This window comes from Microvirga arabica (assembly GCF_016811235.1).
In the GTDB taxonomy this organism is placed as follows: domain Bacteria; phylum Pseudomonadota; class Alphaproteobacteria; order Rhizobiales; family Beijerinckiaceae; genus Microvirga; species Microvirga arabica.
The window spans coordinates 34,748-57,942 of sequence record NZ_JAFBID010000014.1; the positions used below are offsets into that span (position 1 = coordinate 34,748).

At 60.7% G+C, this 23,195-nt stretch carries 15 protein-coding genes; 8 read left to right on the forward strand and 7 right to left on the reverse strand.

Features of this window, described 5'->3' with window-relative positions; all coding sequences use genetic code 11:
- Positions 1 to 55: 55 nt before the first annotated feature.
- From JQC81_RS09840 to JQC81_RS09850, 3 genes are all read left to right on the forward strand, one after another.
- A complete protein-coding gene (locus JQC81_RS09840; protein ID WP_203271643.1) occupies positions 56 to 997 on the forward strand; it encodes an ABC transporter substrate-binding protein in 942 nt (313 codons plus the stop codon).
- Positions 998 to 1,092: 95 nt separating this feature from the next.
- The gene (locus JQC81_RS09845; RefSeq protein ID WP_203271644.1) at positions 1,093 to 1,869 is read left to right on the forward strand and encodes an ABC transporter permease; all 777 of its coding nucleotides are present in this window, start codon (positions 1,093 to 1,095) and stop codon (positions 1,867 to 1,869) included.
- A complete protein-coding gene (locus JQC81_RS09850; protein ID WP_203271645.1) occupies positions 1,866 to 2,657 on the forward strand; it encodes an ABC transporter ATP-binding protein in 792 nt (263 codons plus the stop codon). The genes JQC81_RS09845 and JQC81_RS09850 overlap by 4 nt, the downstream gene beginning before the upstream one ends.
- 2 nt (positions 2,658 to 2,659) lie before the next feature.
- On the opposite strand, the gene JQC81_RS33025 is transcribed toward JQC81_RS09850, so the two are convergent.
- On the reverse strand, positions 2,660 to 3,046 hold the full coding sequence (locus tag JQC81_RS33025; RefSeq protein ID WP_246520331.1) for a hypothetical protein: 387 nt from the start codon (positions 3,044 to 3,046) through the stop codon (positions 2,660 to 2,662).
- 573 nt (positions 3,047 to 3,619) lie between these two features.
- Between JQC81_RS33025 and JQC81_RS33030 the strand changes: the two genes are divergently transcribed.
- The 4 genes from JQC81_RS33030 to JQC81_RS09870 all read left to right on the forward strand — a co-directional run bounded on the left by JQC81_RS33030 (position 3,620) and on the right by JQC81_RS09870 (position 9,467).
- The gene (locus JQC81_RS33030) at positions 3,620 to 3,871 is read left to right on the forward strand and encodes a hypothetical protein (RefSeq protein ID WP_246520332.1); all 252 of its coding nucleotides are present in this window, start codon (positions 3,620 to 3,622) and stop codon (positions 3,869 to 3,871) included.
- 371 nt (positions 3,872 to 4,242) lie between these two features.
- A complete protein-coding gene (locus JQC81_RS09860; RefSeq protein WP_203271647.1) occupies positions 4,243 to 5,634 on the forward strand; it encodes a tyrosine-type recombinase/integrase in 1,392 nt (463 codons plus the stop codon).
- Between the two features lie 10 nt (positions 5,635 to 5,644).
- Positions 5,645 to 6,388 (forward strand): hypothetical protein, encoded by a 744-nt coding sequence (locus JQC81_RS09865; protein ID WP_203271648.1) that lies wholly within the window; start codon positions 5,645 to 5,647, stop codon positions 6,386 to 6,388.
- Between the two features lie 628 nt (positions 6,389 to 7,016).
- Positions 7,017 to 9,467, forward strand: coding sequence for a DUF3987 domain-containing protein (locus JQC81_RS09870; RefSeq protein WP_203271649.1), 2,451 nt, complete (start codon positions 7,017 to 7,019; stop codon positions 9,465 to 9,467).
- 2,930 nt (positions 9,468 to 12,397) lie between these two features.
- Here the strand turns inward: JQC81_RS09870 and JQC81_RS09875 are convergent.
- The 3 genes from JQC81_RS09875 to JQC81_RS09885 form a co-directional block, all read right to left on the reverse strand.
- Entirely contained in the window at positions 12,398 to 14,614 is a 2,217-nt protein-coding gene (locus JQC81_RS09875) for a VCBS domain-containing protein (RefSeq protein ID WP_203271650.1), read from the reverse strand.
- A gap of 382 nt (positions 14,615 to 14,996) precedes the next feature.
- Positions 14,997 to 16,265 (reverse strand): glycosyltransferase, encoded by a 1,269-nt coding sequence (locus JQC81_RS09880; RefSeq protein ID WP_203271651.1) that lies wholly within the window; start codon positions 16,263 to 16,265, stop codon positions 14,997 to 14,999.
- Between the two features lie 9 nt (positions 16,266 to 16,274).
- Entirely contained in the window at positions 16,275 to 17,933 is a 1,659-nt protein-coding gene (locus JQC81_RS09885; RefSeq protein WP_203271652.1) for a glycosyltransferase, read from the reverse strand.
- Positions 17,934 to 18,589: 656 nt separating this feature from the next.
- On the opposite strand from JQC81_RS09885, the gene JQC81_RS09890 reads away from it, so the two are divergent.
- Entirely contained in the window at positions 18,590 to 19,723 is a 1,134-nt protein-coding gene (locus tag JQC81_RS09890; protein WP_203271653.1) for a glycosyltransferase, read from the forward strand.
- A 26-nt stretch (positions 19,724 to 19,749) separates the two neighbouring features.
- On the opposite strand, the gene JQC81_RS09895 is transcribed toward JQC81_RS09890, so the two are convergent.
- From JQC81_RS09895 to JQC81_RS09905, 3 genes are read right to left on the reverse strand one after another with little or no spacing between them, the layout of a single operon-like run.
- On the reverse strand, positions 19,750 to 20,088 hold the full coding sequence (locus JQC81_RS09895; protein WP_203271654.1) for a hypothetical protein: 339 nt from the start codon (positions 20,086 to 20,088) through the stop codon (positions 19,750 to 19,752).
- A 9-nt stretch (positions 20,089 to 20,097) separates the two neighbouring features.
- Positions 20,098 to 21,438, reverse strand: a complete 1,341-nt coding sequence (locus JQC81_RS09900; protein WP_203271655.1) for an HlyD family type I secretion periplasmic adaptor subunit — start codon at positions 21,436 to 21,438, stop codon at positions 20,098 to 20,100.
- A complete protein-coding gene (locus JQC81_RS09905; RefSeq protein ID WP_203271656.1) occupies positions 21,431 to 23,152 on the reverse strand; it encodes a type I secretion system permease/ATPase in 1,722 nt (573 codons plus the stop codon). Before JQC81_RS09905 ends, JQC81_RS09900 begins: the two co-directional genes overlap by 8 nt.
- Positions 23,153 to 23,195: the final 43 nt, after the last annotated feature.

Genomic DNA, 23,195 nt, shown 5'->3' on the forward strand with positions numbered 1-23,195 from the left:
TCCAGAGGGTGCGGTCGGCAGAACGAGCCAGGGAACTTGAAAAGCGGAGGCTGCAATGAAGGCGGTATTGGGTGGTTTGGCCGTGTTGGCGCTGGCGGCAGGATCCGTCTCGGCGCAAGAGACGAAGGTGGCTGTCGGCATTTCGGGCTGGACGGGCTTCGCACCCCTGACGCTTGCCAAGGAAGCCGGCATCTTCAAGAAGAACGGCCTCGACGTCACGATCAAGAAGGTCCCTCAGGCGAGCCGCCACCTTGCCATCCAGTCCGGCGACATCCAGTGCGCCGCCACCACGGTGGAAACCTGGATCGTGTGGAACGCCAACGGCGTGCCGACCAAGCAGATCTTCCAGCTCGATAAGAGCTTCGGCGCGGACGGCATGGTGGTGAGAAACGACGTCGGCTCCATCAAGGACATCAAGGGCAAGCAGGTGGCGGCCTCTGCGCCCGGCACATCGCCCTATTTCGTGCTGGCCTGGATGCTGAAGAAGAACGGGCTTTCCGTGAAGGACGTGACCGTGGTCAACATGGAACCGGGCCCAGCCGCGCAAGCCTTCATCGCCGGACAGAACGACGTGGCCATGACCTATGAGCCGTATCTCTCCTCTGTGCGCGCCGCGCCTCAATCCGGCAAGATCATCGCCACCACGCTCGATTACCCGGCCGTGATGGACACCTTCGGCTGCACGCCGAAGTTCCTCGCCGACAATCCGAAAGCCGCCAAAGCTCTGGCCGACAGCTATTTCGAGGCGCTCGACATGATCGCTAAGGATCAGGCCAAGGCTTACGAGATCATGGGCGCGGACGTGAAGCAGACCGGCGAGGCCTTCGGCAAGTCGGCCCAGTTCCTGCGCTGGCAGGACCGCGAGGCCAACAAGAAGTTCTTCGCAGGCGAGTTCAAGACCTTCTCGGCCGAGGCCGCCGACCTGCTGCTCGAGACCGGCATCATCAAGCAGAAGCCGGACATGGAAGCCCTGGCGGATACGAGCTTCATCCAGTAACGCAGTCTTCAGGCGGCTCGCTTCCTTGGGCCGCCTGATCATTTCAGCATCCTGGCGGCCCGAACTTGCGTTCCGGATCGCAGAGCAAATCCCTTATGCCTCGTCCTCTCGAACCGGTCAGCCAGGGCACGCGCGTCACCCTCGGCATCTCCTTCTTCGTCCTCTTCGTTGCTGCCTGGGCCTTCGCGACGCTCGGCGGCTTCGTGTCGCGCACCTTCCTGGCCGATCCCATCACGATGCTGCAGGACGGCTGGCTGCTGCTCACGCGCTTCGGCTTCCTGGGCGACATCGGCATCACGGTCTGGCGCGTGGTCGGCGGGTTCATCCTCGCGGCCCTGATCGCCGTGCCGCTCGGCATCATGATGGGAGCGTACAAATCCTTCGAAGCGTTCCTAGAACCGTTCGTATCGTTCGCCCGCTACCTGCCGGCCTCCGCCTTCGTGCCGCTTCTCATTCTCTGGGCCGGCATCGGCGAGATGCAGAAGCTGCTGGTCATCTTCATCGGTTCGGTGTTCCAGATCATCCTCATGGTGGCCGTGGCCGTCGGCAACACGCGACGTGATCTCGTTGAGGCCGCCTACACGCTGGGCTCATCCGACCAAGGCGTAGTGAAGCGCGTGCTCATTCCGGCCAATGCGCCAGAGATTGCCGAGATCCTGCGCCTCGTGCTCGGCTGGGCCTGGACCTACGTGATCGTCGCGGAACTCATCGGATCCTCGTCGGGCATCGGCCACATGATCATCGACAGCCAGGCGCTCCTCGCCACGGGTCAGATGATCTTCGGCATCATCATCATCGGCGTCATCGGTCTCATTTCCGACTTCCTGTTCAAAGCGGTGAACCGCAAGCTCTTCCCGTGGAGGCTCGCATGAGCAACACGATCCTCCAGATCGACAACGTCTCGCGTGTGTTTCCCGGCGTGCGCGGCGGCGCGCCGGTGCGGGCACTCGAACCCACCAACCTGCAGGTGGCGCAGAACGACTTCATCACCATTCTCGGCCCGTCCGGCTGCGGAAAGTCCACGCTCCTGCGCATCGTGGCGGGCCTCGACCGTCCGACGGACGGGCGCGTGCTGCTCAACGGCCGCGAGATCAAGGGACCGGGTGCCGATCGCGGCATGGTGTTCCAATCCTACACCCTGTTCCCCTGGCTGACGATCGCCGAGAACATCGCCTATGGCCTGCGCGAAAAGGGCATTCCGAAAGCGCAGCGCCAGGAGATCGTCGCCTCCTACACGGAGAAGGTGGGCCTGCGCGGCTTCGAGAACCATTATCCCAAGCAGCTCTCCGGCGGCATGCAGCAGCGCACCGCCATTGCCCGCGCCCTCGCGAACGATCCGGAAATCCTGCTCCTCGACGAGCCTTTCGGTGCCCTCGACAACCAGACCCGCGGGTTGATGCAGGAACTGCTGCTCGGTATCTGGGAGCGCGAGCGCAAGACCGTGCTCTTCGTTACCCACGATATCGAGGAGGCGATCTTCCTCGCCTCCCGTGTCATCGTCATGTCGGCACGCCCCGGCCGCATCAAAGCCGACATCCCCGTCGACCTGCCGCATCCGCGCCACTACCGGATGAAGACGACGCCGGAGTTCTCGGATCTAAAGGCGCAACTGACGGAAGAAATTCGCCTCGAGGCCATGCAGGCGGAAGGCGTGCATTGAAATCATTCTCCGGTGCGGCGCGCATCGGAGATATCCCTTCCGGATGAATTGACCCATTGCCCCCGTTCAGGAGACGCTTCGATCTTCTGAGCGGGGAAGGCACGATGCTCAAACGTCTGTTGGTCGCTTCCATCTTCATCACGAGCTTGTCTCCCGCCATGGCCGACATTCTGATCGATCAGGCGATGATCACGGGTGGGGAGTTGCGCGTGGTCGGCCGGTTGAGCAAGCCGCGCCAGGCACCGATCACGCTCGACGAACAGCACCAGACGAGAACGGATGCCAACGGACGCTTCACCTTCCGCCTCGTCTATCACCCCGCCACCTGCATCGTGAATATCCAGGCCGAGGACGAGCAGCGTCAGGTGGTGGTTGGCTTCTGCGGACAAAGAGGCCCCGCCGATACAGCCAGTGCCGCTGCTCCCGCCCAACCTGGTCCGGCTGGGCCGGCAGGTCCGCAGGGCGAGCCCGGACGCGACGGTGCCCCAGGCCCGCAGGGACCCGTCGGCCCTGAAGGTCCTATAGGGCAGCAGGGTGTCGCCGGCATTCCCGGTCCCCAGGGGGAACCCGGACGGGACGGCCCTCCGGGTCCAGCCGGCCCTGTTGGCCCACAGGGTCCTGCTGGACCGCCTGGACCGCCTGTCAGTCTAGAGACACGAACAATGGCCGAGGGACAACCCGGACCGGCGGGTCCGATCGGGCCCGAAGGACAGCCGGGCCCTCCCGGTCCCCAAGGTCCGCAAGGGTTGGCAGGACATCAGGGTCCTCAAGGACCTCAAGGCGTTCCTGGACCAAGGGGAGAATCTGGCCCAGCCGGTCCCTCAGGTCCTCCAGGACCTCCGGGGCCTGTTGGAGCCATAGGCATGATAGGCCCCGCTGGACCTCCTGGACCGCAGGGCGTTGCCGGTGAGATTGGTCCTATCGGGCCTCCCGGCCCTATAGGTCCGATCGGTCCCGCTGGCTTGACAGGACCGATTGGCCCTCCTGGTCCCGAGGGCAAAGCGGGTTCGGCCGGAACGGTTCTGCGGGTCTTCGTGCAGGAATGCGCCTCTCAGGCGCGTTGCACGGCACGCTGTGACCAGAACGAGTATCCGGTCAACGGCACCTGCAACCGCGGCGACCGCTTCGATATGGATGAAGCGGGGGTGTATTGCTTCTCTACAACCGAAAGCCCCAAGGGCATGATCGCCCGGGCGATCTGTGCGAGGAAGTAAGCAGCATCAGCATCTCGAAGAGCCTCGGGATCGACACGGCGAAGCCGAGCCATGACACGTCGCCCGAAACAGATGGAACGTCCGAATAACCGCTCCGCACCGCAGGTGCCGTCGGGTTTCAAACCTATGATGTATAAGGATAAATGAGTGGTGCCCAGGGACGGAGTCGAACCGCCGACACTGCGATTTTCAGTCGCGTAACCCCAGATGTCGATGGACAGACCCGGACGTTGCGGACCGATTAAGTTGTTGCATTTTGGGGCCTTTTCGTACTCTACTGTTCAAGCCTGTTCGCAGGCATCCAGCGAATTCGTGCCCCCAGCGTGTCCCCGAAGAGCCAAGGCTGGATAACCGCCCATTTGGAGACGCTCGTGCAGAAGATCCTCACCGATACCCTCGTGCGCTCGATCAATCCTCCCGAGACTGGCCGCTTAGAGATCACGGATGCTCGCTGTCGTGGCTTGGCGCTTCGCGTCACAAGTTCCGGAGCAAAATCTTGGTCCTTCCGTTTTCGCGACCCTCTGACGGGTGAGGTTCAACGCATGACGCTCGGGACCTATCCGGACGTGACGCTCGCCATGGCGCGCGAGGGCGCCGACGATCTGCGCCGAGTCGTCGCGTCGGGACGAAACCCGATTGCAGAGAAAAAGAAAGAGCGAGAGGCGGCCGAGACGAGAACCTTCGGAGCACTAGCGAGCCGGTATCTTCAAGAACACGCCTACCGCTTCAAACGCTCGGCGTTCCGCGACGATCGAAATCTCGAGCTCCACGTTCTCCCCCACTGGCGCGATCGCCGATTTGACGAGATCAGGCGGAGTGACGTGATCGCGCTCCTCGAGGGGATGGTCTCAGGAGGTTTGGGGACTCAGGCAAACAGAATTCAGGCGCTTATAAGTAAGGTCTTTAGCTTCGCAGTCGACTGCGAACTTCTGGGCGCAAACCCTTGTACCCGCCTTCGGAAAAGGGGCGTTGAGAAGGTAAACGAACGTGTCCTTTCCGACGCTGAGCTTCGGCTGTTTTGGGCGGGAATTGTCCTCCCGCCGGTCTCGCACCAAGCCGGCCTAGCACTCCGGATCGCGGCCACGACAGCCGCTCGGGTCAGCGAGATTGCGGAAGCGGCAAGAGACGAGTTCCAGTACCTTGACGACCCAGCCCGGTCGGCTTGGATCCTCCCGGCCGCGAGGTCAAAGAACGGCCGCGCTCACTATGTACCTCTCGTTGGACTAGCTCGAGAGGCGGTTCTCGAGGCGTTCAAGCTCGCTGGCGAGTACACCTGGCTATTCCCCTCCTCCACCGTCGCCGACGCTCCGATCAAAGGCCATGCCTTGAGCGTTGCGATGATGCGCTTTCGGGCAGGCCTTGAGTTAGAGAAAAATCCGGCGCTGGGAGGCCGCAAGAAGGCACCGGAGGAGCGTCTACAGCGGAGGGAAGCTAAGGCTACCCTCTTGGCCTCTGCCACACACGCGAGGGCAATCGAAAGCTGGCGCAAGGTGCCGCCGACCCCTCACGATCTTCGGCGTACACTTAACACCCGGCTCTCCGAGCTCGGCGTGGTTCGTGAGGACCGCGAGGCTGTTCTGAACCACACCCCGAAAGGAGTGAACGCAGTTCATTACGATCTTTATGATCGCGCACGCGAGAAGCGTCGCGCGCTTTCTCTTTGGGACGATGCGTTAAGCTCGATCCTTGAGGAGTGCCGTACCAGGGCAGAGGTAAATTCCCCTGAGGGCCAACTACTAAAGATCGCAATCGGCAGCAATTGAGGTAAGCCTGATGCCGAAGAAAAATAAGTTTCGAGTCGAAACGCGACACGGATCAATAGAACTTTCCACGATAACTCTAGACGACATTATGTCATATATCGCGCCATGGTGGCGCCCAGAAGTAGACTACGCCCTTTGGGAGAGGCGTTTGCGCGACGCAGTAGTAAAAGAGTCTCTCAAACGCATAGATCAAGTCGCAGAGTTCTATTGCCGAGGACAGGAATTCTCGTCCAACGAAATGCGTTGGTTCTCTGTGGCATACTGTTTAGCCGTAGACGGGATCCAGGTAATCAGATTTGATTGGGACCAAGATCTCCGAGGAAGGCCTAAAAGCCGGCTCTGGACGTCCGATCTAAGGCTAATGATTCGGCTACAAGTAATCAAGGATAGCAATAAAGATGTTGAGAGGGATGCTGACGCATTGCACATCTACCTCAAAGCCAATCCGAGATATCTTGACGCAAATGTAAGTAAGAAACGGGATCAAACCAGAAAGTCGCAGATAAGCACGCTTCTTACTCGTCTCTCTAAGCTCAAATCTGAACTTTCAAGCCGCCCTCTGACAATGAGTGAGTTAGAAGAGATTGTTACTGTATCAAAATCTGAGATCTCCGACATGCCGAGCTGGTCGGCAGTCTTGACAGTCACATCTAGTTTTTTCCCGAATGACACCGTTGATGATGACCGAGAGCAGCAGCGAGAGGCCGCTGCGGTGTCCTTGCGAAAAATGTTTCCTGATTATTATCGCAAGTGAGACTGCTCCACGTTGGGTCCGCCGCTATTCAGCAGGATACAGGTGGACGATGCCATCAACGGAACGAACCCCACTAGCCTACAGTGTAGAAAGCTTTTCTGAAGAAGCTTGCACAGGACGAACTAAGATTTATGAGGAGATCGCTGCAGGCCGTTTGGTAGCACGTAAGCTCGGCAGCAGAACCATCATTCTCCGGGAGGATGGAGAAGAGTGGCTCCGCTCACTTCCACTCTTGCAGCCATCTTCTCCCGACAACCAGGGCAAAGGCGTTTCCAATCCCGGACGTTCCCAAAGAACGAGCAAAAAGTAAGGGCCGCCTCCAGCGGGAGGACGGCCCTGGCGCCTGCCGAGGCAAGCTGTACTCACAATTCAACTTACCACGGCCATTGCCTGATGTCACGATCCTCTCACTAGAGCGGCTCTCCATAGAGAGAGCTAAACATGCTAATCCTTGAGCCCTATGGTTCTACATCTACTCAGCGACACCACATCGGTGGCTTGATCTCCCGCCTGGCCCTGAGTCAAAGCGGAAATACTATCGCGATCCTAGCCTCCAGGTACTATCTCACAGCTGCAAGACTTAGCGGGTTGAACACCTTTGCTTACCTCGCCTCAGCGGAGGTGAGCCATGGATAGGTTGCTCAAAGCCGCTAACTTGGAGGCTGCTTTAGGTTTGGTACATGCAGGCTTACCCATTCTGCCTGCCACGGCCACTTGCAACCCACGATCTGGACTCTGGACTAAGAAGCCGTGCATCTCTGGTTGGAAGGAGCGCGCAATCACCGACGAAGACAACGTGAGGGCGCACTGGAAGAGGTACCCTCATGCTGTTCCGGGTATCGCTCTCGGCTTGGCCAAGCTCGTGGTTATTGACGCAGACCGTCATGGTGGCCCCGATGGTGTTCAAGCCCTTCAGGAACTTATCGACAGGTACGGCCTACCGGATGGTGTTGTTCGAACAATCACCCCAGGTCACGGCGAGCATTACTATTTTCGCAACCTCGCCGAGGAGCCGCTTGGAAACAGCGAGGGGGCCCTTCCAGCTGGGATTAACATGCGTGGGCATGGCGGCTTCATCATAGCGCCAGGCGCATTTCGTCCTGATGGTGCGCCTTGGCGCGAAAAGGAAGGGAGCCCACATCTCACCAAGGCCTTCATAGGCGGCACCATCCCCGAAGTTCCAATCTGGCTCGTTGAGCTGATCCGGCCGAAACGTCGTGGAACTACGGCAGCGTTTGACGGGAAGACCACACCAAGCCGCTTATTCGCGCGCGAGCAGGCATACGCCGAGCAGGCGCTCCGCAATGCTTGCAATGAGGTGGCGAGTGCAACACGAGGCAAGCGAAATGACCAACTCAACAGCGCCGCATTCCAACTAGGGAGGATAGTCGCTGCCGGATGGATATCGGCAGATCTCGTCCGCTCTGCCTTGTTTGATGCAGCTGTACGCTGCGGTCACGTTCGGGACGACGGCGAAAAGCCGGCTCGCGCTACGATCGAGAGCGGCCTTAGAGGTGGTTCCGCGAGCCCCCAGCCTCCCCTTCCGAACAGGACTTCTGGCACCATTGGCACCTTTGGCACAGCAACCCATGAGTTGAGTGACAGTGAATGGGCGGAGCCAGACCTCTCTTCCCTTGGCTCTGGTCGTTCCACACCGCCACATTTCCCGGTCGATACACTGGGACCGTTCTGGGGTCCGTGGTGCAAGGCCCATGCCGAAGCCAGATGTGTGCCAGTAGATTACGTAGCCGCAGGGCTGCTTGGTGGTGCGGCAGCCCTAATCGGCAATGCACGGCAAGTTCTAGCCTCTCCAGAATGGAAGGAGCCCACTGTGCTGTGGCTCTCCGCTGTCGGTGATCCGAGCGCCGGAAAAGGCCCTGCACTGGACCCATGTACCGAGATGTTACGAACCCTGGAGCAAGAAGCGATTGAGGCCACCCGCCAAGAGCGGCTTGATCACGAAGAACTGGTCCAGAAGGCGCGTGCTGCCAAGGAGCATTGGCAGCAGCAAGTGAAGACCGCAGTTCAGAGGGATGAACCGCCCCCACCCCGGCCATCGGACGCGCTTGAACCAGAACCCATTTCAATGCCACGGGTTCTTGTGGGAGATACCACCCCCGAAGCTTTAGCAGTGCTCCTCAAAGTCAATCCAAAAGGCCTGTTACTTCACCGGGATGAGCTTGCCGGATGGTTCGGTTCGTTTGGGCGCTACTCGGCGTCCGGCAATGGCGAACGGGAGTTCTGGATCGAGGCGTATGGGGGGCGGCCGTACACAATCGATCGCAAGAACAGCCCAGAGCCGGTAATAATCCCACGTCTCTCTGTATCGGTCCTCGGCGGTATCCAGCCCGAGAAGCTCGCGCTGATAACGGGCGGGTTCAATGATGGCTTTGCGGCGCGTTACCTCTGGTTCTGGCCTGAGCGCGTGACCAGTTTTCGTCTACAACGCCAATGTGTGGGGAATTCGGACCAACTCACCGCCCTCCGAAGCCTTCAACTGCTTCCCATGTCCCGAACTGAGGAGGGGCTGCTGGAACCGAACTTTGTTCCCCTAGCGGAGGCAGCCGCTACTCTTTTCGAAAGCTACACGGCAGAACTGAAGGCGCGTGACGTTTACGGACCGATGCAGGGCACGCTCGGTAAGGCGCCCGGTCATGTGCTCCGACTGGCCTTAACCCGGGAGTATCTGGCCTGGTCACAGGCCTCCGGCCTTCGTCCAGAGCCTGAGGAGATCAGCAAGGAGGCTATGGAAGATGCGATTTACCTGGTGGAGCACTATTTCCTGCTAATGGCTCAGCGGGTATTCGGGGAAGCCGCTATTCCGGAGCAGGACCGACTTGGGATGGAGCTAGCGCGCTGGATCGGTCAAGAGCGACCTCAGCGTTTCAATGCTCGCACGACGCGCCGCAAGATCAACAGAGGCCTGCGCGAGCCAAAAGCCATGAAGATAGCTTGTGAAGCGTTGACGGAAGCGAACTGGATACGTCCGTTGGAGAAGCCTGGAGGGCCTGGAATGGGACGGCCACCTACTGAATTCGTCGTCAACCCGATACTTCTACGCAGGCTCGAGACCGAGTAAGCGGACATAGTCGTGTGCCAATAGTGCCATTAGTGCCAAAATTGGTTGGGGCACCTGCTTCTTTGCGGTCGTCAAAGCCCCTTAGCAAGAGGCGACCTAAGACGAGACGCCGCAAGTACGCTGAGGTTCAGCCGTTGGGGTGTCTTGGTTGACTCGTAAGACAGGGGGTGACTCATCTCAAGAGAGGGGCCTGTCTTCCTGTCTTGTGGGGCGCTTCTTCAAGCAAACGTTGACGTACGCTAAGGCTGCGTCAGCCAAAAGGAACTTTGGAGCTGTTTTAGGCTGTCCTGGGGGCTGTCTTCCCCCTGTCTCATGAGGTGCCTCAACTGACTCGCCTGTCTCGATATCCCGGAAAACGGAGTGCATAGCCCACAGCAGCTCAAATCAGTTGTCTCAGCCTCGAAAGAATGGAACGACTGCACGCTTGGACTGTGCGTTAACGAGTTGACGTAGACTTAAGCGACGGCAACCCCTGAGTAGAGTCTCAGCTTGAATTCGCTCCGCAGGCACGGCGGCGATCCCACTTCTGCCGTTGAGGCCCTCCGAATTGACAAGGGTCCGTTCGTTACTGAGGATGCCAGCTCTCCCTGCGGGCGCATCATATCACGGTTCAAGAGGTCGTCTCACTATCGGACGAACGCGAACGGCACCACGTTCCCGGTGCGGGAGCACGACGTGTCTCGGGACGAGTCGGGACCGTCCCAAAGGGTTGCTGTGGTGTCGCGGGAGTAGGTCATGGGGAGGCTATAGCGGGGCGGGCCATTCAGGAATGACTATGGGCTGCTGGCCCAACTGACCACTGCTGTCTCGGGGTTGTTGCCTGGGGGCCTCGCAGCAACAACGGAGGCCGGCGGCGTAGCTCTTGTCATGCAAAACCGCATATGGTCTCTGCGAGCCTCCTTGATCATGGCCCTGAAATCTTCCGTGGATCTGTTGCGGGTCCTGTGGATCAACCTTGTCTCTTTGTAGCAGGAAAGCCACCGGGCCTTTCCTTCAGGCGTTGAGGCCCAGCCTCCTTCCTGAGCAGAAACACCTGCAGAAAAAGCCGCCACACCCGCAAAGGCAATAAGAGCTAAAACACGCATTCCGATATCCTCGCCGAGAAGATACTGAGAAGATACGCTCATCTCGCGAATAGATAACCGCGCAAATGCTTGGGCGTGGCATAGAAGCCCTGGGTTAAATGTATAGCCACTTTCGTTTTAGCTAAGGGCGCTCGTCTCTATCTTGGGGAGAGCGGCGGGTCGTTGTGGGTACTCTCATCGACTGAACGTCAGATGACTGCGGGGAGCATCCATTGCTGAGTAAAAGGAACGAGAGGTAGCGGTATTGATCCGGCTCCAACCTTCAGGCGCAGCGTCCCACTTCAACACCTGCAGCAACTGCAATTCTTGGGGACAATGCTCCTGGGCATAGGAGCCGCCCCTACAGCTACGTTGCGCAATGCGGGTGCAAAGTGCCATGGCCATGATGCTCCTTGGCTGCAGAACGGACAGGGATTCTTGCATCGAAAGTTCAGGTGTCCCATGTGGCGTTCGCTGCTGTGTTCTATGGTGTGTATCTTTGCGCTTTCAACCCCGTTGGCGTCGTCATACGCAGCCGGCTTGGCTACCAACGTGCGCGGTCGTATGCCTGCCGTGGGGCGGCAGTGCGCACCTGCCGCGTCGAACCGATCGATCCACACGAAGTGTCGGGTTGCCACCGCCCGCGGCCGTCGCATGTGCCGCTGTGCTGTTGCTCTCCGAGCCAAGCCTGTCCGCCGTTCAGCCTCTACGGCAAGAGTGCTTCCCCTCGTGCACCCCCGACATTACGAGAGCGACGGCTGGATCAATCCCGCGACAGGCATCGCCGCTAGAGGCTGGGATGGAGCCGATCGTTCACAAGGCCAGGCCGGTGCGAGCATGAGCAGCGCAGGTGCCCCAGCCCATGCCGGTGCGGGAGGCAAGAGCAATCCGGGCTCGACCCCGAGTAGCCCCAGCCCAGCAGGCCAGCCAGCTGCATCGCCCGCCGCTCCCTCTGGAGGTGGTTCGCAAAGTCAGCCAACCGCATCACCTGCCGCTTCCTCTGGAGGAGGCACGCAGAACCCTCCTAATGCAGGAGGTGGAAGCAGCGAGAACCCAGCAACAGGTGGTCCCAGGCACAGTGATGGGATCCCGGCGCCTGCCCAACGTTGAAGGGCACTGGTCCCACGGGATCACCATGCTCCCATCAGGGCTCTCATCAGGCAGCGGCTAGCTCTTTAGGCTCAAGATCCGGGATGGCTGCGGAAGCATTGAGTGAGGATGTCATCCTTCTGTTATGCAGAACAGCGAAGGTCCTCAGCATTCCGGTAGCGAGTAACTATAACTCACCAAAGGCATTCGTATGCCCCGCTGGCTCAGGCTGGTGGGGGCTTTTATTCGCGTTGGGCATAGAGAGGCTTCGGTCTCCGGGATCTCTATTATGGGATGAGTTGGACGATCGATGGGAACACGAGCAGAGCAACGCAAACAAGCGCCAGAATGACAAAGGTAAAAAGGCCTGGGATATTGCCGTTCATTGGGATTTCGCCTCCTGCGACGGTTGCCAGCACTCTCGCAGAGTTCCGATTGCTTTGACACCGTGAATAGCGGTGGTGTCACCGGAGTAGTTCACAGGAGCGCTACGGAAGGGAGGGGTGAAGTTTTTGATCTAGCCCAGTTCGTCTTGGTTTCCGTGGTAATCTTGGGCCTGTTCTCGATTACCCGGTCTTTGATCACCGTACCCTGGTTCAAATTGACCCAGTCAGGTCACTCCCTTCCTATGGCTTGTGAGCTTATGGAAAGCGGCTCGTCACAAAGGCGAAACGAATTGATCGGCTGATCGCCGTTTAAACCGAAATTAAACACACGAGAGGCCCGCCCTGATAGTCAGGGCGGGCCTCTCGTGTGAACGCTCAATAGAGATCTGGCTCACCAGATGATGTTGTCGGCGAAGGCTGATCGGCCTTCGTAGATGCCGTACTTCAGGTAGTGCTCAAGCGGGTTGATGTTGGCCTGCGCCACATCCGCATAGGTGGCCAGGTAGCTCGAGGTGTCGAAGGAGCCTGACGGATCGCGTCCTTCCTTCCAGCCATAGGTGTTGTAGTGCTCGAGCGGGTTGACGCCAGCAGCCGCCACATCGGCATAAGCGGCCAGGTACGCGCTGGTGTCGAAGAAGGCGCTGGGGTCCCGTCCTTCTCGCCAGCCATGATTGGCAAAGTGGAAGGCGGCATCCACATCCGCCAGCCCCACATCCGGGTTGGCCAACAGGTAGTACTCGGCATCAAACGTGCCCTGCACGTTCAGCCCCACCGCCGTGTACGCCTGCCGGCCCTCGAAGCGGCCATGGGCGAGGAAGTGCTCGAGCGGGTCGATGCCGGCATTCCTCACGTCAGCGTTGTTGATCAGGTACAGGGTGGTGTCGAAGGAGACAGACGCGTCACGCCCATCCTTCCAGCCGTTCTGGTGGTAGTGGTCGAGCGGGTTGATGTTGGCCGCGTCCACGTCCTGGTTGGCCGACAGGTAGGCATTGGTGTTGAAGAAGGCATTCGGGTTGCGGCCCTCCTGCCAGCCGAAGGCGGCATAGTGCTGGTCGGCATCGACATGAGCGTTCCACACGTCATGGTTATGGACGTAGTAGAACAGGTCACTCACCACCGCCTTGCCGTCCGCCTCGTTGACCGTGCCGTCCGTGAACTGGAACTGATCGAAGTCCGAGGAGAGGACGAAGTGCTGTCCCCCGGGTCCGTTGATGGTGACCGTGGACTCGGCGAAGGTGAAGGCAGCCTCGGTGAGCTTGAAGTTGAAGACGGCCCTATCTTCCTTCACGTCCGTGATGGCCAGGGTGAAGGGGACTGAGGTGACCTCTCCTTTGCCTTCGCTGTCGGTGGCTTTGACCTGGACGGCGTAGGAGGTCTTGGTGGTCTCGAAGTCGGCCCCGCCCTTGAACCACAGCGCGCTGCCGCGGATCTCGAACCGGGCGGCATCGGCGCCGACCAGCGACAGGGTATTGGTGCCGCGCCCATCGTCCGCCACCGCGATGTCCGCCACCTTCAGGGTGGCCCCATTCTCAGCCGTTTGGGTCACCCGGTTAATCAGGCTCACCGCTGTCGGAGCATCATTCCCATCCGAGACGTTAAGCGTGAACGCCTGCTGCTTCGACAGACCACCCGTGTCGGTCGAGGTCACGGTCAAATCGACGGTCGGCTCGTTCTCGAAGTCGAGGATGACGCCCGCCTTCAGCTTGAGTTCGCTGTTGATGACCTCGAAGCGGTCGTCACTCACCGCGTAGGTGAAGCTGTCGCTCACATCCACGTCGCTGGTTGAGAGATTTCCGACCACCGCACCGGCTTCATTCTCAGCTACCGTGGTGGCCGACAAAGCCACCGCCACCGGCGCATCGTTAGCGCCGACCAGGGTGACGGTCACCTCCTTCTCAACTTTGGCGCCAGCATTGTCGGTTAGGGCGAGCGTGTAGCTGAGCGTGCGCTTCTCACCGGCCGCCAGGCTGTTGAGCACCGCCGGATCGACATCCAGCGTCCAGCTGATCTGTCCGGGCTGGCCGTCCGCCGGCTCATCGCCGATCACAGGAGTGAAGGTCACGCCGGTCTGATTGCCGGTCTGGTCGATCACCTCAACGTCGTGTGCGTCCGCAATGTCAGCATCCGTGAAGGCGATCGCGCCCTCATACGACTGCAGCCCCTGCAGCCCCGCCGACAGGTTGATCGTCTTCGACAGATCACCCACCGTGATCACCGGCGCATCGTTAGCGCCGACCAGGGTGACGGTCACCTCCTTCTCAACTTTGGCGCCAGCATTGTCGGTTAGGGCGAGCGTGTAGCTGAGCGTGCGCTTCTCACCGGCCGCCAGGCTGTTGAGCACCGCCGGATCGACATCCAGCGTCCAGCTGATCTGTCCGGGCTGGCCGTCCGCCGGCTCATCGCCGATCACAGGAGTGAAGGTCACGCCGGTCTGATTGCCGGTCTGGTCGATCACCTCAACGTCGTGTGCGTCCGCAATGTCAGCATCCGTGAAGGCGATCGCGCCCTCATACGACTGCAGCCCCTGCAGCCCCGCCGACAGGTTGATCGTCTTCGACAGATCACCCACCGTGATCACCGGGGCGTTGTTTTCGTCCAGACTGGCCATGTTCTCGTTCCTCGTCGTCAGAATCGGCGCCCATCCCAAAGCATTCCGATTCAGCCTCGTTGAAATTTGGGGGTATATCGGATGGGTTAGCTCAAAGCCGTCACGGATGAATCACAGGCCGACCCATCTGGGGCAGATTTTGGTTGCTGCGCGACCGTGTTGTGCCATTGCCACGATAGTCCGAGCACCGAACGCGAGGAGCCCTAGCTTATTCGGCGAGAGCCTCCGATATCGATCGGCAAGAGAACGCACGTATTGGCAGTATTCTCGCGGCTCACTGTCTAAGTTCGTTCGATGCCTCGCGGGCTGCTGCAGTTTGCCGCTCCCCCTGAACAACGAGCTTTTCAAAGCCTGCCGCTCCCGCATCCCGTTGGCGAAGCCATTATCGACCCAAAAGCTCATCGTACAGAGCACGATGGCGTCGTAAATGGATCGCGTCTGCCTCGATCCGCGCCTGAGCCAATGTCGTCAAATATTTGCCGTTCGCCTGCCTCTTGTTCCCGACAATGTCGCTGATCAGGTTGGCGAGGCCCCCTGGGCTTCTCGCGGGAAACAGATAGTCTGCACTTGGATCGGTTTTCTCAGCCACTCCACCAATATTCGAGCCGATCAAAGGCCGCGCCGCCAAGCGCGCTTCCTGCATCACAATGGGCGAATTCTCCCACCAGATCGAGGGAACGACGATCCAATCGCAAGCCGCCATCAGGTCAATCACCTCTTCGCTGCGATAGCTCCCCATGAGTGAAACCACATCTTTGGCGTTCTGCAGGAGGACCTGTGTCCGTTCATGAAACTCCGTATTGAGGTAATGGCGGTTTTCGCCATGGATCCGAATGATGACCTGCCTGCGAATGTGATCAGGAAGGAGCGAAACCGCCTCAAGGAGGACGTCGAAGCCTTTGAAGGGGTTGATCTGTGCAAAATATCCAAACACCCACTTGGCCTTCTGCCGGCCGCTCTTGCCGGCTTGGGTCAAGCGCGCCCGCGACTGGGCCATTACTGACGCATCGAGCAGATTTTCGATCACCGTAATCCGCTCCTCCGGAAGACCCCACGCTACGTAGCGTTCCTTCAGGAACTGGCTCGGCGCCACAAAGTGATCAACCTGGTTGAACAGCGTCTTGAGGATTGTCGTGCGAATGAAGAATTTTCCCGCTCCCGTGGACGGGAAGCACTGCCCGCATTCGCCCGGTGATGAGACATGGCACAGCCGTCCATCCGGCTTTGCCATCTGGCCGAAATGCGCACAGATTGCCGCGTATTCGTGAAGGGTGAAGACGACGCGCACGCCGGCCCGCCGGAAAAGCTCAAAGAGCTCGGCACCCCAGAAGATGAAGTGGTGGATGTGGACAAGATCAGGCTTTACGGCGTGAATGAGGTCGTTCACGAGGTGCTTGAGCGCGTCATAGCCCACGCTCTGGAACGTGAAGCCGTCGACAGGCGGTGTGGCCACCAAGATTTCATCGGGGCGCCCGCGAAAACTGCCGAAAGGGGCATCGTGCCCGATGGCGCCGGAGTTATCAGCGGCAGCGAAGACCGCCTTGGTGACTCCCGGACTCTGCTTCAGGCGCTGAAACAGCGAATAGGCCGCTCTCTCGCCGCCCCCTGTGCTCAGGTCGGGATGCCCATGGGCAAGAATCAGGATTCGCATCGCACGAACTCAGGGCGAATGGTGACGCACGGCCTGCGGGGCTTTCAGTGACGCCTCCGCCGGGTTGCGCTTGCGTACGCTGATCGGCCGGCGGGCCGGCCGGACGAGAGTCTGGGGCGCAACGCGCGGTTCGGACTGCTCCGACAGATGGGTGCCCCACCGGGCATTGAACGCAACGCAATTCAGGTGGGTGATCATCTCCCGAAAGCTCTCATCGCCCATGCCCCGGATCGATTGCCGCTCGAGGTGGTAGAGACCAGGCCTGACATGAAGCCAGACCTCGGCGCCGATCTGCTGCGCCCGCAGGCACAGATCGGCATCCTCGAAATCGCCCCGCTCATAGCGCGGGTCAAAGCCCCCGAGCTGCCGGTAGAGATGCGACGACAGGGCCATCAGGGCTCCGGTGACCGCTGGAACGCGCCGCGTGTTTTCGCCCTCGTACAAGGCCATGGGCAGTCCCTTCATGGGATGGTCAGCAATCCGCAGGTGTCCCACGAGAGGCGAACGCGGAAACTCCATGCCGATGTGTTGGATGGTGTGGTCCTCATACAGCAGCGAGAAGCCAATGATCGCCTCCGGCTCACGGGCCTTGTGTCGCGTGCGGATGGCGTCTGCCGCCTCCGTCAAGCCCGTCGGATCCAAGATCAGGACATCGGAATTCATCAGAAAAATAACGTCGCCCCGGGCTGCCCTGAACGCAACGTTGTTGGCCCGGGCATAGCCATAGTTCTCGTTACCCTGCAGCAGAACCGTCGGAATCGAAATGGAGGATTGGCGAGCACTCAAACGGCCATAGACTTCAGGCCAGATCCTTGGATCGTCGACCATGAGAACGAGTTCAAAGCCAGGCCCCAACACGCGCTGCAGGTGGTACACGCAGTTGAGGAAAAACGCGTCACCATAAAAGGGAATGATGATGGAGGAGAGTGGAGTCGCACCATCGGGCGCCGGCCCAAACTCAAAGCGCCGCGCGCGCGCCTCGGAGGCAGGCAGCGCGAGTACAGGCCGGTAGATTTGGTCGATGAGCGGCTGAGGCAGCGACTGAATGGGGCCAAAGGCCTTGCGAACAAGGCGCGCAGCCTCCTGCTCATCCTTTGGTCCTGTGGCGGTCAGCGGCCCGGTGAAAACAGTGCCCTCCCCGGTGGCGGCAATCCTCACAATATAAAACGCTCCGGTGGCATGGCTCGCCGACGTAGCCAGGACGGCTGTGAAGTTGAAACCAGCGGTCCGGCCATCCTCGCCTTGGCCGTCCTCCCGACCTTCGCTTGGCCGGGCGCGCAGGACGACCTGAGACGGCATCGTCCCGCACCGAAGATCTGCGGACACGATGCGGATGTCTGGTTGCGCCATGCCGTCAATGGATCCATCGAGCACGACACCGGCGCCGGTGCGAACAGCGCGCCTGATGTGAAGGGAACCACCCTTGTCAAACGGTTCAATCCGAACCGGGGCGCTCACGATCGACGCAACCTCCGAAGCGCCCGAGGCTCGGAGCGCCTGACAAAGCGCCATTCGAAGGGCCTCGTCCTGCAAGCGGGTGACATCCAACGCTGTCACCTCGATGGTCCGCGCCGTCACTGTGGCAGGACCAACTGACAGGGTGATGGTTACAGGATGCTGGAGGCTGAGCGGCTGAGCGGCCGCAAAGCCGACCAGATAAGGCTGCATGGCCGACTGTTTTGTCCGCACGGGGGACACCCGACGGCCGGTGCGTTGCTTTGTCTCGGTCGGGGCGTCCCGCTCTGCCCCAACTGAAATCCACTGATCTCTTGTCGCAGAGAGAGCCTTGCCATCGTTTTCAAGACGACCTGACCAGGACCGCGTCTCAGAGAACCGCTCATCCACGCGCACCAGCGCCAACAACGTCCCACACACGTCGAACAGTTCGTCTATTTGAGCCTGCATGGTCCGTTACCAACGATTGCTTGTGCTTCAAAGCCCGAACCGAGCGAGGGCCATTGGACCTCTCCTCTTCTCGATTGCTCAATTAAGCTGTTGTGTGGTTAAAGGTGCACGATCCAACCGGGTCGTGCTGTGGTGCTATCAGGAACCTGTTTTGCAAGACAAGGGGCAGAGTGTCTCGGGCGCATCCTTCGATTGGACATAATCTGAGGAGGGTGCGCAATTTTCGCACATTCCTCCAAATCGACAGGTGCACGGTGCTGCGACGGCCGCGCTGCTGGCGGTGCGGTTGAACTTATGAACACTGATCTGACAGGCCCGCGATGACGTGCAACGTTCTGTTCCTTCACCAGAACTTTCCGGGACAATACAAACGCCTCTCCCGCGAAATGGGAGAGCGTGAAGCCTATAAAGTTGTGGCGATGGGGCAGAAATCGCCGTTTGGAGACGATTTCGGACCCATTCACTACGAGGGCTACACATCGGGTCCGGGACAGCCGACCGACCTCTTCCCGCCCCTCAGCTTCTTCTCGGAACAGGTCCGCCGCGGCGACACGGTGCGCTGGCGGCTCTTGGACCTGAAGCAACGCGGCTTTTCGCCTGACGTGTGCTTTGTTCATCCCAGCTGGGGTGAGGCGATGTTCCTGCGGGATGTATTTCCCAAGGCCAAACAGGTCTCCTTTCTCGAGTATTACTACCGCAGTCAGGCGAGCGATCTGGACTTTGATCCCGAGTTTCAGACGCCCTCGCTGGATCTACAATATGTGTCGCTGCGCAATCTGACGGTGCTGCAGGCGTCCGCTCTGTCTGATGTGCTGGTGTCACCCACACAGTGGCAGGCGCAAACCTTTCCGGCTCCTTTGGGGGATCGGATCAAGGTGATCCATGAGGGCATCGACACGAACGTCGCGCAGCCTGCCCCGGCGCAGCCCCTCTCCCTGGGGTCGCGCGGCGTGATCGCGCCGGGTGAGACGCTCATCACTTTTGTCTCGCGCTCTCTCGAGCCCTACCGGGGGTTTCATACCTTCATGCGCGCCCTGCCGGCTCTGCAGAAGCTGCTGCCGCACGCCCACATTGCCATTGTGGGCAAGGATGAGCCAAGTTACGGGCGCAAGCCCGGCAGGGGACAAAGCTGGCGGCAGGTGATGCTCGACGAGGTCGGGCCTCACATCGACCGACGGCGGGTGCATTTTCTGGGTACCCTGCCCTACGCCGACCTGATCAACCTGTTTCGCCTGTCAACGGTGCACGTCTATCTGACCTACCCGTTCGTGCTGTCCTGGTCACTGCTGGAGGCGATGGCCGCTGGATGTGCCGTGGTGGGCTCGGACACCGCGCCGGTGCAGGAGGTGATCGAGGATGGCCACAATGGCGTGCTCACGGGCTTTTTCGATCATCAGGCGCTGGCTGAGACCATCGCATCGGTCGCCGACGATCGCGACCTGCGCCAGAGACTGTCCGTGAACGCCCGGCAGACTGCGGTCGACCGGTATGATTTTCACACCGTCTCGTGGCCTGCCTACGAGCGTTTGATGCACGAAGCGCTGGCGCGCTAAAGCCGCCAGCGCTTCGTGCGCGAGGCTTAGCGCTTGGATCCGCGGCCGGAGGCCGCGGTCTTGCTGGCGCGTCCTGACGCCGGCACTTTGGATTCAGGAGCTGGCGCCGCGTCCAGCTCGGCCGCGACCGGGCGGTTGCCCTTCACTGTGTCGAGGCAATCGGCGTAGGCGTTGAGGAGCCACTCGCGATCGAACACAATGCCGGTCTCATGGGCGCGGGTCTGCTCGAGTTGGGCAAGATAGCGCAGCAGGGCAAACGCCACGATTTCCGGGCTGTCGCCCTCCAGATTGACCGGCCGGCTGCCGGCGGTTTCACCTTTCTGCTGTCCCGCGAGGGGAAGGGATCCTGAACGTCCCGCTGTCATGCTCATCTCCTATTGTTCCTTGAGAGCAAAGTCGTAAATCTTGAATACCGGATCCAGGAAGTACGCCAAAATCGTGCGCTGGCCGGTTTCGATCGTCACTTGGGCCGGCATGCCTGGGGTCAACTCCACCTCGGCCGCCTCAAGCGCCTTGGGCTCCACCCGGACGACGCCTTTGTAGTAGACCCTGTTGGTGGTCTTGTCATCGAAGCGGTCCGCGGAGACCTTTTCGAGCGTGCCCTCGATCGCCTTGTTGTAGCGCTGACGATAGGGCAGGAAGTGAATGCTGGCGCTCTGGCCCGGCCGGATCCGGTTGATGTCGGTGGGGTCGATTTCCACCGCCACGACCAGCGGATCGTCCTTGGGCACGATCTCGAGCGCGACCTGCCCGGCACCCAGCGCCGCCCCTGGCCCGAACACTGCCAAGCCATACACGTAGCCGCTTTCCGGGGCGACGATCACCGCCTGCTCGAGCCGGCGCTGTGCCGAGATCAGACGCGGCTCAATTTCCGCCAGTTTGGCATCGTTGTCGGCGCTTTCCTTCGCAATCAGCTCGAGGCGCTCCTTGGTGAGCTGATCGATCTGGATCCCAGCCGCGCGGATCCTGTCCTCCTCGGCCGTGATCAGGCCGGCGATGGACGAGAGATCGCCCTGCAACGAGGCCGCCGAGCGCTCGAGAGTCAGCACGCGCGGACGGGCAATCAGGCCTTTGTCGTACAACGGCCGCAACGAAACGAGCTCGTCGTCGATACTCTTGAGCTGCAACTGCGCGGCCTCGGCGCGGCCACGCAGGGCGCGGATCTGCCCTTGGCTGCCGTCGATCTGCTGCTTGAGCAAACTGACCTGACCGAGATAGGCCGCGCGGCGCGTGGTCAGCAAGCTCTGCTCCTGCTGAAACAGCATCTGCACTTGGGGATCACTCTGGTTCGCCGCCAGAGCGTCCGGAAACGTGAGGGTCGCGGCATCGGCGCGCTCCGCCTGCAGGCGCGCCGCACGCAGGAGGGCTGCCATGCGGCTGCTGCGCAACACGGTGGCCTCGGCCTTGGCGTCCGCCAGTTCGAGCTGAATGAGCTTCTGGCCTTGGGCGACCAACTGCCCCTCGCGCACGAAGACGGCGCCGATCTCGCCCCCCGTCGGGTGTTGCACGGCCTTCCGATTGCCCTCTGCGGCCACCTTGCCCGGTGAGATCGCAGCACTCGCCACCGACATGGTCGAGGACCAAGCCGTTACCGTGGCGAGAAGGGCCAGCGCCGCGACACCGCCGAACAGGACAGGCCCAAATGCAGAATCCTTGAACGGCAGGGGTGGGGCTGCCTGGGAGGCGGCTGCATGGGAAATGGTGCGATTAGTCACGGGCGTGCTCCACACGTTTGACCACCGTCGGCCGTCCCAGCTGTTTGAACACATCCTGGGTGGTGCCGAAGCTGACCAACATCCCGTCGCGCAACACGGCGGCATGGTCGAGGTGGACCACAAGATTGGGCCGGTGGGTGATGAGAATAACGGTCGTGCCCCGCTCCTTCAGGCTCTCAAGACAGGCGACCAGGGCCGCCTCGCCCGGTCCATCGAGGTTGGCGTTGGGCTCGTCGAGAATCACGAGAGCCGGATCCCCGATGATCGCACGCGCCAAGGCGATCAACTGCCGCTGGCCTCCCGAGAGCATGGAGCTGTCGTCGAGTGAGGTCTCGTAGCCTTTGGGCAGACGCACGATCAGGTCATGGACGCGGGCGCGCTGGGCGGCATCAATGATGTCGTCATCGGAGAAACGGCCGAAGCGGCCGATGTTGTCGGCGATCGTGCCCGGCAGAAGGCTGACGGACTGTGGCAGGTAGCCCACGAACGCTCCAAACTCGTGGTTGCTCCACTGATGGAGTTCCGCCCCATCGAGGCGAACGGTCCCCGCGCTCGGGCGAAGGCTGCCGGTCAGCAGGCGGGCCAGCGTCGTCTTGCCGGATCCATTCAAGCCCACAAGCCCCAGGCTCTCGCCGGCGGCAAGATGAAAGTTGATCCGCTTCAAGACGGGACGATCGCCCCCGGGCGGAATGAAGGTGACGTCCTGGCAGCTGATGGCCCCGGACGGACGCGGCAGCTGCAGGTTGATCTCAGGCCGGGGTGACCGGGACAGGGCCTCATCAATGCGCCCCATTGCCTCTTTCACAGGGTGGTAGGCTTCCCACGCGCCGATCACCTGATCGATCGGCCTCATGGCGAAGTTGAAGATAAAGATTGCCGCAAAGACAACGCCAAAGGGGACCTCGCCATTGATCACCTGAACGGCGCCCACGGCCAGGAGCGTGCCCTGCATCAGGATGCGGGCCGAGCCGAGAAAAGAGGAGAGGAGGACACCGCGGCCGCTGGCAATCAATTGTTCCTGTAGAGCCTTGTTACGCTCCCGGCGCCACCGGGCCACCACGGCATCCAGCATCCCGAGGCCTAAGACGGCGCCAGCGGATCGGGTCGTTGCTTCGCTGAAGAGGTACGAGGCGTTGCCGACGACATTGGCCTTGATCAGCGCGCGCTTGGTCAGCACCGAGTTGACGATGGTTGCCGCTGCGGAAATGGCAAGACAGATCGCAGCCGTCACGCCGATCGCAAAATTAAGAACGAACAGAATGCCCAGGAACAGAAAGCCCCACGGCATCTCCATCACTGCCAGCCCGCCCTTGCCCGTGACAAACTGCCGCCAGCTGTCGAGGTCACGAACGAGCTGCGCATTCGCAGGCCCGACCCCGCTCGCAGAACGCTGAACCACCACGGCAAACAGCCGATCGGCGAGCCGCCCCTCAATGCGGGCCGAGGCCCGCAGCAGCAACGCCCCCCGCACCCACTGGAAAATCCCGTTCGCTCCGCCGGCGATGAGCAGGCCGACGAGGAGCGCCACCAGCGTCTCCCAGCTCTTCGCCGGAAGGACACGCTCATACACCTGCATCATGAAGATCGGGGAGGCTAGGAGGAGAACGTTGACGAAGCAGCCGAACGCGAACGCAAACACGAAGTGCTGGCGGCATGCCCGCAGGGCCGCCTTGACGTCGTCATCGCGGTATCGGGTGTCACTGTGCTGGCTCATGGATCGATGTCTTTGATGCCCGGTTTCGAAGGCCTGGCGCTCG

Coding starts and splice junctions, on each gene's coding strand:
- JQC81_RS09840 (WP_203271643.1), top strand. CDS start 56: ATGAAGGCGGTATTGGGTGGTTTGGCCGTGTTGGCGCTGGCGGCAGGA.
- JQC81_RS09845 (WP_203271644.1), top strand. CDS start 1,093: ATGCCTCGTCCTCTCGAACCGGTCAGCCAGGGCACGCGCGTCACCCTC.
- JQC81_RS09850 (WP_203271645.1), top strand. CDS start 1,866: ATGAGCAACACGATCCTCCAGATCGACAACGTCTCGCGTGTGTTTCCC.
- JQC81_RS09865 (WP_203271648.1), top strand. CDS start 5,645: ATGCCGAAGAAAAATAAGTTTCGAGTCGAAACGCGACACGGATCAATA.
- JQC81_RS09870 (WP_203271649.1), top strand. CDS start 7,017: ATGGATAGGTTGCTCAAAGCCGCTAACTTGGAGGCTGCTTTAGGTTTG.
- JQC81_RS09875 (WP_203271650.1), bottom strand. CDS start 14,614: ATGGCCAGTCTGGACGAAAACAACGCCCCGGTGATCACGGTGGGTGAT.
- JQC81_RS09880 (WP_203271651.1), bottom strand. CDS start 16,265: ATGCGAATCCTGATTCTTGCCCATGGGCATCCCGACCTGAGCACAGGG.
- JQC81_RS09885 (WP_203271652.1), bottom strand. CDS start 17,933: ATGCAGCCTTATCTGGTCGGCTTTGCGGCCGCTCAGCCGCTCAGCCTC.
- JQC81_RS09890 (WP_203271653.1), top strand. CDS start 18,590: ATGGGGCAGAAATCGCCGTTTGGAGACGATTTCGGACCCATTCACTAC.
- JQC81_RS09895 (WP_203271654.1), bottom strand. CDS start 20,088: ATGACAGCGGGACGTTCAGGATCCCTTCCCCTCGCGGGACAGCAGAAA.
- JQC81_RS09905 (WP_203271656.1), bottom strand. CDS start 23,152: ATGAGCCAGCACAGTGACACCCGATACCGCGATGACGACGTCAAGGCG.